Origin of the sequence: Delftia acidovorans SPH-1 (assembly GCF_000018665.1) — a bacterium.
Lineage (GTDB): Bacteria > Pseudomonadota > Gammaproteobacteria > Burkholderiales > Burkholderiaceae_C > Comamonas > Comamonas acidovorans.
This window is the reverse complement of record NC_010002.1, coordinates 4,852,612-4,865,210: the sequence shown is the minus strand read 5'-3', so window position 1 is coordinate 4,865,210 and position 12,599 is coordinate 4,852,612. Positions and strand designations below refer to the sequence as shown.

Genomic DNA, 12,599 nt, shown 5'->3' with positions numbered 1-12,599 from the left:
TTTCCATCCGGAGTACCGCAATGACCGATTCCTCCTCCAGCAGCCGGGAAGACGTGCCCGAGGCGTCCAATCGCCTCGGGATCGACGGCATAGAGTTCATCGAGTACACGACCAGCCAGCCCCAGGCCCTGGGCCAGGTGCTGGAGGGGCTGGGTTTTCGCCCCGTGGCGCGGCACCGCTCGCGCGAGGTGACGCTGTACCGGCAGGGGGACATGAACCTGGTGGTCAATGCGGGCGCTGCCGATGCGCTGGCCAATGCCGCCTCGGACGGGCAGCCCGTCATCTCGGCCGTGGCGCTGCGCGTGCAGGATGCCCTGCAGGCGCATACGCGCTGCATCGAGCTGGGGGCCTGGGCGGCGCCCAGCCAGGCCCAGGCGATGGAGCTGCACATCCCGGCCATCCACGGCCCGGGTGGCAGCCGCTTCTACTTTGTCGATCGATGGCAGGAGTTCTCCATCTATGACATCGATTTCAAGCCCATCGCCGGGGCCGATCCCCATCCACCGGCGCTGGCCGGCCTTGGCTATTTCGGCGTGGTCCAGTACATAGGGCGTGGCCGCAGCGCCGACTGGATCACCTACTTCGAACGCATGTTCGACTTCCACCTGCTGCCCGACGCGCAGCGCTTCGGCATCCTGCCCAAGGGCAAGCTCATGCGCAGCCCCTGCAAACGCTTCCTGTGGCAGCTCATCGAGCCCGATCCGGGCCTGGAGTGGGACGACATGCCCGAGCGCCTGCAGCGCATCGGCCTGGGCACCACCGACGTGCCTGGCGCCGTGCAGGCGCTGCGCCAGCGCGGCGTGGAGTTCGTGGAATCGAGCCGCCTGCACCCCGATGACCGCGGCGCGCTCACGCGCAACGCCATGGGCACCGTGGTGTTCGAGCTGGTGCACCGCGACGCCTAACGCGAAACTTAGTGCGACGTCTAGCGCGCCGCCGTCCGATTCAACCGCCGATACACACAACGATCCTGGAGGGCAGCATGGGCTTGCTGGACAGCTATGGCATGGACACCATCACTCTGAATGGCTCGCTGGAGGCCAAGCTCGACGCCATACGGCGCGCGGGCTTCACCCAGGTCATGCTCAGCGCGCGCGACCTGGCCGGCCACCCGGGCGGCGTCAAGGCGGCAGCGGCGGCCGTGCGCGCCAGCGGCCTGCGGCCCACGGGCTTTCAGGTGCTGCGCGACTTCGAGGGCCTGTCCGACCACCTGCACCACTACAAGGTGGACATCGCCAAGTCCATGCTGGAGATGTGCGCCGAGATCGGCAGCCCCGTGCTGCTGGCCTGCTCGTCCACCTCGCGCCATGCCACGGGCGATCTCGACGTGATTGCGCGCGACCTGCGCAAGCTGGCCATGCTCGGCATTCCGCTGGGCGTGAAGATCGCCTACGAGGGGCTGTCCTGGGGCCGCTCCGTCAATGAGTTCACCACCAGCTGGGACGTGGTCTGCCGTGCCGACACGTCCAACCTGGGCATTGGGCTGGACTCCTTCCACATCCTGGCGGCCAAGACGCCGCTGGACGCGCTGGAGCTGATCGACCGCGACAAGATCTTCCTCGTGCAGCTGTCCGACTTCATGTGGCACGACGCGCCCACCTTCGAGGAACGCATGGCCACGGCGCGCACCTTCCGCGTGTTCCCGGGCGAGGGCGTGCACAGCGAGCGCCTGGCCGACCTGGTGCTGCGCCTGGACCGCCTGGGCTACCGGGGCGACTACAGCTTCGAGGTCTTCAACGACGACTACCAGCAACTGCCGCTGGACACCGTGGCCGAGCGCGCGCGCCGCAGCGCGCAGTGGCTCAACGACGACGTGCTGCACCGGCCCGTGCCGCTGCCGGCCTGGGCGCGCACGGGCGTGCGGGGCACGTCGGTTTGACGGCAAAATGGGCCTTCGACATTGCAAGGGAGCGCTGGCCGCTCCCTTGCTTCTTTTCCCTGTGAGAAAACCATGACCAACCTGTCCACACGCCACCTGGGTCCCTTCTCCGTCAGCGCCGTCGGCCTGGGCTGCATGAACCTCAGCCACGCCTATGGCCATCCGCCGTCGCCCGAGCAGGGCAAGGCCGTGCTGCATGCGGCGCTGGACGCCGGTGTCACGCTGTTCGACACGGCGGCGCTGTATGGCTTCGGCGCCAACGAATCCCTGGTCGGCCCCGTGCTCAAGTCCCACCGCAACCACATCACCCTGGCCAGCAAATGCGGCATGGCCGGCGTGCGCGGCGACGACGGCGTGGTGCGCCGCGTGATCGATGGCCACCCCAAGACCCTGCGCCGCAATTGCGAAGACAGCCTGCAGCGCCTGGGCACCGATGTCATCGACCTCTACTACCTGCACCGCTGGGACCGCCGCGTGCCCATCGAGGAATCGGTGGGCGAGATGTCGCGCCTGGTGGAAGAGGGCAAGGTGCGCGCCCTGGGCCTGTCCGAGATCGGCGCCGACGCGCTGCGCCGCGCCCACGCCACCTTCCCCATCGCCGCGCTGCAAAGCGAGTATTCGCTGTGGTCGCGCAATGCCGAGCTGGGCACGCTGCAGGCCTGCAAGGAACTGGGCATTGCCTACGTGGCCTTCAGCCCGCTGGGCCGCGCCTTCCTCACCGGCAAGCTCCAGGAGGTCGAGGGCCTGGTCAAGGGTGATATCCGCGCCGCCATGCCGCGCTTCGCGCCCGAGGCCTATGCGAAGAACCTGCAGCTGCTCGCGCCCATGCAGTCCATTGCCGAGCGCGCCGACTGCACGCTGGCCGAGCTGGCCATCGCCTGGGTGCTGCACCAGGGCGAGCATGTGATTGCCCTGCCGGGCACCACCAGCGTGGACCACCTGCACGAAGACCTGCGCGGCGGCGCCGTGCGCCTGGACGCTGCCCTGCTGGCCGAACTGGACGACCTCTTCAAGCCCGAGCGCATCCAGGGCGACCGCTATGCCGTGGCTTCGCAGCGCGAGGTGGACACGGAAAAGTACGCGTTCGAAACCGTCTGAACACGCCGCAGGCCGCTCATGGCATGGATGCGGCCAGGTCGAATGGCGCCGTGGGCGTGCCCTGGTGGAAGCGCATCTGCCAGCCCCGGGCCGTGCGCAGCCAGACCGAGGAGCGCAGCGTATGCCGGCCGGCCGTTCCATCCTCGGCCACGCTGGCCGAGCGGTAGGTCAGCAGCGCGCTGTCCGGTCCCAGGCGCGCCAGGGCAAAGCCGCCTGACACCAGCCGGGCAGGGGCCTGTGCTGGCAAGGCGGCCGCCAGGCTGTCCACGGTGGCGGCCCGGTCGTGCACGCCGCCCGAGCGGCCGAATTCCAGGAAGTCTTCATGCAGCAGCGCCTGCAGCTGGCCTGCGTCCGATCGCACCTGCGGATCGTGCAGCCGCACTTCCAGTGCCTGCAGATGCTGCAGCAGACGGACGTCGCCGCCATGCATGTCCAGGTCAGGAAGTTGCGCCATGGCCATGTCGTTCACCATCAGATCAGATCCCGCATCGCCTGCGCCGTCTCGCGCAGCATGGGCAGCACGCGCGCCACGGCGTCCTTGCCGGTCTCGCGGCCCATGGGCATGGTGATGTTGAGGGCGCCTGCCAGCGCGCCGTGGCGGTCGCGCAGCGGCACGGCAATGCCGCGCGAGTCCAGGTTGAGCTGCTGCTCGCACAGCGCCCAGTCCTGGGTGCGGATCAGGGCCAGCTCGCGGCGCATTTCGGCGGGGCAGGTGATGGTGTGCGAGGTGAAGACCGTCAGCGCGCGGTTGTCCAGCCAGTGCTCCAGCTCGGCGTCGCTGCGCATGGACAGCATCAGCATGCCGGCCGCCGTGACCTGGGCCGGCACGCGTGCGCCCAGCACATAGCCGGTGTTCATGTTGCGGTTGGGGCCGTTGCGCGCGATATAGACCACCTCGTCGTCGTCCAGCACCGCCAGGTAGGCGGTTTCATGGGTGCCGGCCGCCACGCGCTGCAGGAACGGCTGGACGATGCGCGGCAGCCGCGCCGACTCCAGGTACGACTGCCCCAGCCGCAGCACGCGCGGCGTGAGCCAGAACAGCTTGCCGTCCCCCGCCACGTAGCCCATGTGCTGCAGCGTCAGCAGGTAGCGCCGCGCAGCGGTGCGCGTCATGCCCGTGCGCTGGCCGGCCTCGGCGGCCGTCATGCGCGGGTGGGCGTCGTCAAAGGCTTCGATGATCGATACGCCGCGTTCCAGTCCGGCAATCCAGTCGCGCTGGGCGAGGGTGGAAGGTGTTGTCATGGCGAGCTTGAGTTTTCCGTATTAACCCTGGGTGCGTGCGATTATCGAACAGCGCGGTGCGATCAGCGCACATGCCTTTCGAAATTGGCTTGGGCGCATCCATAGGCGGGAACTACATTTTTTACATCCCGCTGGCCTGGCCGCAAGCATCGAGCAGGGGCCTTTTCTACATGGAGGAGACAACACATGAGCGCAACCCCGATACACACACAGCCCACCGGGCACCAGCCGCGCAAGGCCGCTACCAGCGGCTGGATAGGCTCGGCCCTGGAGTACTACGATTTCTTCATCTACGCCACGGCTGCGGCGCTGATCTTTCCGCAGATCTTCTTTCCGCAGGGTGATCCGGCGATTGCCATCATCGCCTCGCTGGCCACCTATGGCGTGGGCTATGTGGCGCGGCCCATCGGCGCCTTCGTGCTGGGCCACCTGGGCGATACGCACGGGCGCAAGCAGGTGCTGGTGTGGTGCATGTTCCTGATGGGCTTTTCCACCATCGCCGTGGGGCTGCTGCCCACCTATGACCAGGTCGGCCTGTGGGCGCCCGCGCTGCTGGTGCTGATGCGGCTGATCCAGGGCTTTGCGGTGGCCGGCGAGATCTCGGGCGCCAGCTCGATGATCCTGGAGCATGCCCCGTTCGGGCGTCGCGGCTTCTTCGCCAGCTTCACGCTGCAGGGCGTGCAGGCCGGCCAGATCCTGGCAGCGGCCGTGTTCCTGCCGCTGGCGCACTACATGCCCACCGAGCAGTTCAACAGCTGGGGCTGGCGCATTCCCTTCATCCTGAGCTTCGTGGTCATCATCGCGGGCTGGATCATCCGCCGCGAGGTCAACGAGACCCCGGCCTTCACCGCCGCAGGCCGCAGCGAGGCGCGTCCGCGTTCGCCCGTGGTCGAGGCCTTCCGCCACCATTCGCCCGACATGCTGCGCGTGGTCTGCATGGCGCTGATGAACGTGATCCCCGTGGTGGCCACCATCTTCGGTGCCGCCTATGCGGTGCAGCCCGCCTACGGCATCGGCTTCGCCAAGGACATGTACCTGTGGATTCCCGTGGTGGGCAACATCGTCGCGGTGCTGGTGATCCCCATGGTGGGCAACCTGTCCGACCGCATCGGCCGGCGCCCGCCCATCATCTTCGGCGCGCTGCTGTCCGGGCTGCTGGCCATCGGCTACCTCTACGCCATCAGCACGCGCAACATGCCGCTGGCCTTCGCCATGTCCATCCTGATGTGGGGCGTGGTCTACCAGGGCTACAACGCGGTGTTCCCCAGCTTCTACCCCGAGCTGTTCCCGACCCGCACACGCGTGTCGGCCATGGCCATCTCGCAGAACGTGGGCACGGCCATCACCGCCATGCTGCCCGCGCTGTTCACGGCCGTGGCGCCTCCGGGAGCGCACAACATCTGGCTGACCGTGGGCCTGATCGCCTTCGGCATCACCGTGGTCGCAGCGCTGGCCGCCTGGAGCGCCCGCGAGACCTACCGCGTGCGCATGGAAGATCTGGGCGAGGCCGGTGCGCAGCCTGTGGACGCCGCCGAGTACGAGCGCCTGCGCACCCAGGCCCTGGCCCAGTCCGCCCGCTGAATTGCACACGCCACATTCCGCCAACCCAAGCATCCGAAAGCCCAGGGAATGATTTCCGGAAAAACCACCCTCATCGCCCACATCGGCGACCCGACCGAGACCTTCAAGTCGCCCATGATCTACAACCCGTGGTTCGACAGCCGGGGCATTGATGCCTGCGTCGTGCCCATGGGCGTGAAGGCGGCGCATTTCGCGCCGGACTTCGCGGCCATCATGCGTTTCACCAACCTGCGCGGCGCGCTGATCACCATGCCGCACAAGGTGTCCGTGGTGGACCTGGTGCACGAGGTCACGCCCGCCGTGCACATTGCAGGCGCCTGCAATGCCGTGCTGCGGCGCGAGGACGGCACGCTGCTGGGCGACCAGTTCGACGGCGCGGGCTTTGTGCGCGGCGTGCTGCGCAAGGGGCGGCAGCTGCAGGGCGCGCGGGTGCTGATTTCCGGGGCAGGTGGCGTAGGGTCGGCGATTGCCGCCTCGCTGGCGGCAGCCGGCGTGGGCGAGCTGATGCTGTTCGACACGCGGGCTGAGAGCGCGCAGGCCCTGGCAGGGCGGCTCGCTGCCTACTACCCGAGGATGAAGGTGGGCACGGGCTCCAGGGACCCGCAGGGCTTCGACGTGGTCGTCAACGCCACGCCGCTGGGCATGAAGGACGATGACCCGCTGCCGTTCGATGTGCAGCGCATCGCGCCCACCACCTTTGTGGGCGAGGTGGTGATGAAGTCCGAGTTCACGCCCCTGCTGCGCGCCGTGCGCGACAAGGGCTGCGACTTCCAGGTGGGCACGGACATGCTGTTCGAGATGATTCCCGCCTACCTCGAATTCTTCGGCTTCGGCAGCGCCACGCCCGACGAGCTGCGCGCCACCGCCCACATCTCCTACTGATCCAGCCGACAGACAACCGGCCCTGAATGCGTCCAGGGCAGGGCGCAGCCACGCCCGAAAAAGCATTTTTCACAGAGAAGGAGACAAGACCATGCAACAGCAAATGCACCAGACACCGCGAGTGCCGCAGCGCGGGGCCCTTCGCATCCTGGCCCTGACCACCGTGCTGGGCGCCTGGGGCGCGGGTGCCCACGCCCAGTCCTCGGTCACCATCTACGGCAGCGTGGACCAGTACATCAACCACATGCGCAGCAGCTCGGGCGCATCCATGACCACGCTGGAGGACGGTGCCCTGCTGCGCAGCCGCCTGGGCTTTCGCGGCCACGAAGACCTGGGCGGCGGCCTGTACGCGAAGTTCCAGCTGGAGATGGGCATCAACGCCGACAACGGCACGCAGGCCGACAGCACGCGCGGCTTCGACCGCCAAAGCTGGGTGGGCCTGGGCGGCGGCTGGGGCGAGGTGCGGCTGGGCCGGCAGAACACCGTGATCTTCGGGCGCGGCGACTACATCGACTTCACCTCGCGCACGTTGGGATCGATGGTCAACAACTTCGGCGTGCCCTCGCGCTTCGACAACGACATCTCCTACACCTCGCCGCGCATGGCCGGCTTCCTGTTCGAGGCCCACTACGCCATGGCCGAAACGGGCGCTCCCGCACGGCAGGCCATCTACCAGCTGGGCCTGGACTACCTGAACGGCCCCTACCGCGTGGGCTATGCCGGGCTGTATGCGCGTGCGCCGCAGAACGCGGCCTATACCGACGCGGTCCGCTACGACAACCTCTACGCCAACTACGACTACGGCAAGGGCAAGGTCCAGCTGGCCTTTGTGCGGTCCAACAACAGTACGGCGGGCTCGGCGGGCAACAACACGGGCACGGTGCTGGGCAATGTGGGCGGGCTGGTGGCGGGCACGAATGCCGATGTGCGCCGCTTCTACCGCGTCTGGCAGCTGTCGGCCGACTACCGCGTGACGCCGCAGCTGCGCGTGGGCGCACTGTGGGGCCGCATACAGGATGGCTCGGACAGCGGGCGCGGCGCATCGGGCGGCGCGGTCGCGGCCTACTACGACCTGTCCAAGCGCACCATGCTCTACGCGGTGGCCGAGCAGTTGAAGAACGACCGCAATGCGGGCTTTAGGCTGGCGGCCTCGGGCGGCATGAAGCCCAACTTCACATCGGCCGACGACGTCAACGGCCGCACCATCAAGGGCGTGCAGCTGGGCGTGCTGCACCGCTTCTGAGGGGGCATGCCATGGCACAGTTGCACCCGCTTCGCATTGCCGTGGCCGGCGCCGGCGCGATCGGCCAGGCGCATATCGCCGCCATCGGGGCCCAGGCGGATTGCCGCCTGTCCGCCATCGTGGACCCGGCGCCCGCAGCCCGGGAGCTTGCCCAAAGGGCCGGGGTGCCCCTGTGGCCCGACCTGGGCGAGCTGATCGCCCATGACCGGCCCGACGCCGTGGTGCTGGCCACGCCCAACCGCCTGCATGCCCCGCAGGCAGCGCAGTGCATGCATGCGCGCCTGCCCATCCTGCTGGAAAAGCCCGTCACCTCCACCGTTGCCGAGGCGCAGCGCCTGGCCGCGCTGGCCGAGCGCAGCGGCGCCCGCGTGCTGGTGGGCCACCACCGCGCCCACAGCCCGATCATGGCGCGGGCCGCAGCCCTCATCGCCCAGGGGCGGCTGGGCCGCCTGGTGGCCGTGACCGGCGCGGCCCTGTTCTACAAGCCGGACGCCTATTTCGAGGAAGGCCCCTGGCGCCGCGAGGCCGGGGGCGGCCCCATCCTGCTCAACATGATCCACGAGGTCCACAACCTGCGCATGCTGTGCGGCGACATCGTGGCCGTGCAGGCCTTCGCCTCGCATGCCACGCGCGGTTTTGCCGTGGAAGACACGGTGGCCATCAACCTGCGCTTTGCCAGCGGTGCGCTGGGCAGCTTTGTGCTTTCGGACACGGCCGCCAGCGCGCGCAGCTGGGAGCAGACCTCGCAGGAGAACAAGGCCTATGCCAGCTATGAGGACGAAGACTGCTATCTGGTGGCGGGCACCTTCGGCTCGCTGGCCATACCGAGCATGCGGCTGAAGACCTATGCATCGGCCGGCCAGCGCTCCTGGAATGAGCCCTTCGACCTGGATGTGGCCGCCGTGGAGCGCGAAGACCCGCTGGTGCGCCAGATGGCGCATTTCGCGCAGGTGGCGCGCGGCCTGGCGCAGCCCCTGGTCAGCGTGCACGACGGCCTGCGCAACCTGCAGATCACCGAGGCCATTGCAGAAGCTGCCCGCATGGGCGCCGCCATCGACACCACGGTGTGACCCGGGCATCACCGGCGCGCCATCCTTCATCCATGACATCGAGCCACGGAGCCTCCATGAAAAAGATCCTGATGCTGCACGGCATCAACCACAACATGTTCGGCCAGCGCGACCCCGCCCAATACGGCACGGTCACGCTGGCCGAGATCGACGTCTCGCTGCGCAGCCTGGGCAGCCAGCTGGGCTGCGAGGTAGACAGCTTCCAGACCAATTGCGAAGGCGCCATGTGCGATCGCATCCACCAGGGCTTTCGGGACGGCGTCGATGGCGTGCTCATCAACGCCGGCGCCTGGACGCACTACAGCTACGGCATCCGCGACGCGCTGGCCATGCTCACCGTGCCCGTGGTGGAGATCCACATGAGCAACATCCACGCGCGCGAGCCCTTCCGCCACCACTCGGTGTTTGCCGACATCGCCCGGGGCCAGATCTGCGGCTTCGGCGCGGACAGCTATCTGCTGGGCCTGCGGGCCGTGCTGTCCGCCGTCGCATAGGATGCATGGCGCGCAACTGGCCATGTATCGTCCTTCGAACTCCCTCGCTCGACGCGCTGCATGCCGTGACCAGGCTTCATTGAGATGAACTTCGCCGATCCCGGCCCGCGCCGCTCCGTTTCCTTCCTCCTGCTGCTGCCGCTGCTGCTGGCCGCGCAGCCGGTCGCCACCGATGGCTATCTGCCGGCGTTGCCCGAGATCGCGCGCGACCTGGGCTCGGCCAGCAGCAGCCTGACCGTGTTCATGCTGGCCTTCGGTGTCGCCCAGCTGGTGTGCGGGCCGCTGGCCGACCGCTTCGGGCGCCGGCCCGTTCTGCTGACGGGTTTGGCCTGCTACACGGCAGCGGCGGCAGGCTGTGCGCTGGCGGGCAGCGCGGACGCACTGGTGGCCTGGCGCGCCGTGCAGGGCGCGGCCATGGCGGCCATCCTGGTGTGCGCCCGGGCTGCGGTGCGCGACCTGTATCCGGCCCATGAAGGGCCGCGCATCATGGCCCGCGGCCTCACAGGCCTGGGGCTGGTGGCCCTGGTGGCGCCGATTGCCGGTGCATGGGGAGTCCAGGCCACCGGCTGGCGCTGGGTGCTGGTGGCGATGGGCGTCTACTCGCTGGCTTTGCTGGCACTGTGCTGGCGCACTTTCAGCGAGACGCGGCAAGCGCCGGCGGAGTCTGCCCCGGTCCTCGTACCCGTATCCGTATCCGCTGGCGGTGTGCGCCAGGTGATCGCCGACCCCGGCTTTTGCGCCTGGACGGCACTGGCCGCAGCCACCTACGGCGGCATCTTCTGCTTTTTGCTGCTGTCGCCGATGGTGTACGTCGACCTGTTCGGCCTGTCGCCCGTGCTCTACGGCTGGATTCCAGCGGGCGGCTCGCTGGTCTACATCCTGGGCATCACATGGTGCCGGCGCCTGCTGTCGCGCCACGGGCCGGTGCGCACGGTGCAGCTGGGCGCTTCGCTCAGTCTGCTGGGGCCGTGCATCCAGATCGCCGGCTGCGTGCTGGCGCCGGCCTCGCCCTTTCCACTGCTGCTGGGGCACGCGGTGTATGCGCTGGGCCATGGCCTGCACCAGCCTTGCGGCCAGGCGGGCGCGGTGGGTGGCCTGCCGCCGCAGCTGGCCGGGCGGGCCGTGTCGTGTTCGGGCTTCGCGATCATGTGCGTGGCCTTCTGCGCCGGCCAGCTGGCGGCGCAATTTGTCGATCCGACAATGCGCCACGGTGCCTGGCCAATGGTGTTGCCCATGGCGCTGGCAGGCGTTGTGCTGGTCCTTATCGCCTTTGTCTGGCTGCCGTGGCTGTACCGGTTGCGGTCAGCGCAAAGGGTTCAGCCTCGGTCATGACACTGTTCATGCATCCGCGCGGTATTCCCCCCGATGCTTCATGAACCGGTGGTAGGACATGCGCAGGTGCAGCTGCATCACCTGGCGTGCCAGCTCTCCATCCCTGGCACGTATGGCGATCACCAGGTCGCAGTGGTGGTGCAGGCTTTGCACCAGCTCTTCGGGCGTGTAGATGTAGAACGACCGCTTGATGATCGGCATGTCGATCATCGTCGCCAGCATGGTCTTGAGGCGCGGCGAGCCCGATGCCTCGATCAGCGCGTGGTGAAAATCCCGGTTGGCTGACTGCACCTCGCCAATGCCGTCGTGGCCAGCGGCAATGCCGGCCTCCATGCGCTGGTTGCTGGCCTCCAGCTCATCGGCCAGCCCCTCGCCGCCGCGCGTGGCCGCGAGGAACGAGGCGTACGGCTCCAGCAGCATGCGCAGCTGGAAGGTCTCCTCCACATCCCAATCGCTCCACTCCGACACGCGGATACCCTGGCCCGCGCCGTCGGTGGCCAGGCCATCTTCCACCAGGCGGTGCAGCGCATTGCGCACCGGCGTGCGGCTCAGTCCCAGGTCGCGGGCAATGGGTTCCTCCTTGAGCTGTTCGCCGGGTCGGTAGTGGCCGCCGATGAGCCGCTGCCGCAGAACCTCGTACGCCTTGTCTTTCACGTTTTGCACTGTGTTTGCACCAGGTGGGTGGGATGGTGCGCCGATTCTAGGTGACGGCGGAAGGGCTCGCTGCGCTGCGCTTCATTCGGAAAAATACAAAACAAGTACAAATATTCGCAGTTCTACGGGAAATCTCTATGGATGGATCGGAGGTGCACTCCATAGACTGCGCTCAATGTTTTAAATTTGTACTTTTATGAAGTTCGCAATACTGGGTGGTGGAATGGTCGGCGCCTGCTACATGCAGGCCTTTGTGGAGCAGGGGCACAGCCTGGTGGGCCTGTGCGACCTGCAGCCCAACGCTGCGGTGGCCGACGCCGTGCAGGCCGCTGGTGCGCAGGTGCATACCGCGCCCGGTGCCTGGCTGGCCGAGGCCGACGTGGTGGTGAGCGCCGTGTTCGGCACCGTGGCGCGCAGCCTGTTCGAGGCCTGCCTGCCCCATCTGCGCCATCTGCGCGAGGGCGTGGTCTATGTGGACATGACCACGGCCGACCCGCAGGAGATGCGCGAATGCGGCGAGCTGGCCCGGCGCGTCGCCCAGGGCAGGGCGGTGCACTTCGTGGACGTGGCCATCACCGGCGCGGTCAACCTGGGCGGCAGGAAGACGCCGCTGCTCGTGGCCGGTGGCAAGGCCGGTTTTGTACAGGAATTGTTCTTGCCCTTTGGCGGCTCGGTTCGCGTGGTGGGCGGACAGCCGGGCGATGCTGCCGCGCTCAAGCTCCTGCGCAGCATCTACACCAAGGGGACCGAGGCGCTGGCCGTGGAGTGCCTGGTGACGGCCCAGCAGATGGGCCTGCGCGAGCAGCTGCATGCCGTGCTGCAGGACATCGACGAGACACCGCTGCGCACGCTGATGGAGTCCATGGTGCGCACGCACATCCCGCATTCCGCACGCCGCCGCAACGAGGTGGCCGAGGCCCGGCAGCAGATGGCCCGCAACGGCCTGTCGCCCATCGCCTCGCCCGCCGTCGAGGCGCTGTTCGCCGCCACGGCCCGGGCGCATGCGGCCCAACCGTTCACCGGCACCTCCACCGACGAGGCCATCGATTGGCTGGGCAGCCACGTGCTCGCCAGCCAAGCCTGATCACCGTACCCCTGCGCCAACCGACACCACCAAAGGAGAC

Annotated in this window: 13 protein-coding genes; 10 read left to right on the top strand and 3 right to left on the bottom strand. The window is 68.1% G+C overall.

Annotated features, from left to right (window positions below; all coding sequences use genetic code 11):
• Positions 1 to 20 precede the first annotated feature (20 nt).
• From DACI_RS22385 to DACI_RS22375, 3 genes are all read left to right on the top strand, one after another.
• Entirely contained in the window at positions 21 to 905 is an 885-nt protein-coding gene (locus tag DACI_RS22385; protein WP_012206245.1) for a 4-hydroxyphenylpyruvate dioxygenase, read from the top strand.
• A 77-nt stretch (positions 906 to 982) separates the two neighbouring features.
• Positions 983 to 1,879 (top strand): sugar phosphate isomerase/epimerase family protein, encoded by an 897-nt coding sequence (locus tag DACI_RS22380; RefSeq protein ID WP_012206244.1) that lies wholly within the window; start codon positions 983 to 985, stop codon positions 1,877 to 1,879.
• 72 nt (positions 1,880 to 1,951) lie between these two features.
• Positions 1,952 to 2,977, top strand: a complete 1,026-nt coding sequence (locus tag DACI_RS22375) for an aldo/keto reductase (protein WP_012206243.1) — start codon at positions 1,952 to 1,954, stop codon at positions 2,975 to 2,977.
• Positions 2,978 to 2,993: 16 nt separating this feature from the next.
• Here the strand turns inward: DACI_RS22375 and DACI_RS22370 are convergent, their stop codons facing one another.
• Both DACI_RS22370 and DACI_RS22365 read right to left on the bottom strand, forming a co-directional pair.
• Positions 2,994 to 3,431, bottom strand: coding sequence for a nuclear transport factor 2 family protein (locus DACI_RS22370; RefSeq protein WP_225970981.1), 438 nt, complete (start codon positions 3,429 to 3,431; stop codon positions 2,994 to 2,996).
• 17 nt (positions 3,432 to 3,448) lie between these two features.
• Entirely contained in the window at positions 3,449 to 4,219 is a 771-nt protein-coding gene (locus tag DACI_RS22365; protein WP_012206241.1) for an IclR family transcriptional regulator domain-containing protein, read from the bottom strand.
• 186 nt (positions 4,220 to 4,405) lie between these two features.
• Here DACI_RS22365 and DACI_RS22360 point away from each other — a divergent pair, with 186 nt between their 5' ends.
• From DACI_RS22360 to DACI_RS22335, 6 genes are all read left to right on the top strand, one after another.
• On the top strand, positions 4,406 to 5,800 hold the full coding sequence (locus DACI_RS22360; protein ID WP_012206240.1) for an MFS transporter: 1,395 nt from the start codon (positions 4,406 to 4,408) through the stop codon (positions 5,798 to 5,800).
• A gap of 48 nt (positions 5,801 to 5,848) precedes the next feature.
• A complete protein-coding gene (locus DACI_RS22355) occupies positions 5,849 to 6,682 on the top strand; it encodes a shikimate dehydrogenase family protein (protein ID WP_012206239.1) in 834 nt (277 codons plus the stop codon).
• Positions 6,683 to 6,773: 91 nt separating this feature from the next.
• The gene (locus tag DACI_RS22350) at positions 6,774 to 7,925 is read left to right on the top strand and encodes a porin (RefSeq protein ID WP_012206238.1); all 1,152 of its coding nucleotides are present in this window, start codon (positions 6,774 to 6,776) and stop codon (positions 7,923 to 7,925) included.
• A gap of 11 nt (positions 7,926 to 7,936) precedes the next feature.
• The gene (locus DACI_RS22345; protein ID WP_012206237.1) at positions 7,937 to 8,995 is read left to right on the top strand and encodes a Gfo/Idh/MocA family protein; all 1,059 of its coding nucleotides are present in this window, start codon (positions 7,937 to 7,939) and stop codon (positions 8,993 to 8,995) included.
• A 56-nt stretch (positions 8,996 to 9,051) separates the two neighbouring features.
• Positions 9,052 to 9,489, top strand: coding sequence for a type II 3-dehydroquinate dehydratase (aroQ, locus tag DACI_RS22340; protein WP_012206236.1), 438 nt, complete (start codon positions 9,052 to 9,054; stop codon positions 9,487 to 9,489).
• Positions 9,490 to 9,573: 84 nt separating this feature from the next.
• Entirely contained in the window at positions 9,574 to 10,821 is a 1,248-nt protein-coding gene (locus tag DACI_RS22335) for an MFS transporter (protein WP_012206235.1), read from the top strand.
• Between the two features lie 6 nt (positions 10,822 to 10,827).
• Here the strand turns inward: DACI_RS22335 and DACI_RS22330 are convergent, their stop codons facing one another.
• Complete coding sequence (locus tag DACI_RS22330) at positions 10,828 to 11,484, bottom strand: GntR family transcriptional regulator (RefSeq protein WP_012206234.1); 657 nt, start codon at positions 11,482 to 11,484, stop codon at positions 10,828 to 10,830.
• Positions 11,485 to 11,671: 187 nt separating this feature from the next.
• Here DACI_RS22330 and DACI_RS22325 point away from each other — a divergent pair, with 187 nt between their 5' ends.
• Entirely contained in the window at positions 11,672 to 12,559 is an 888-nt protein-coding gene (locus tag DACI_RS22325; RefSeq protein WP_080518217.1) for an NAD(P)-dependent oxidoreductase, read from the top strand.
• Positions 12,560 to 12,599: the final 40 nt, after the last annotated feature.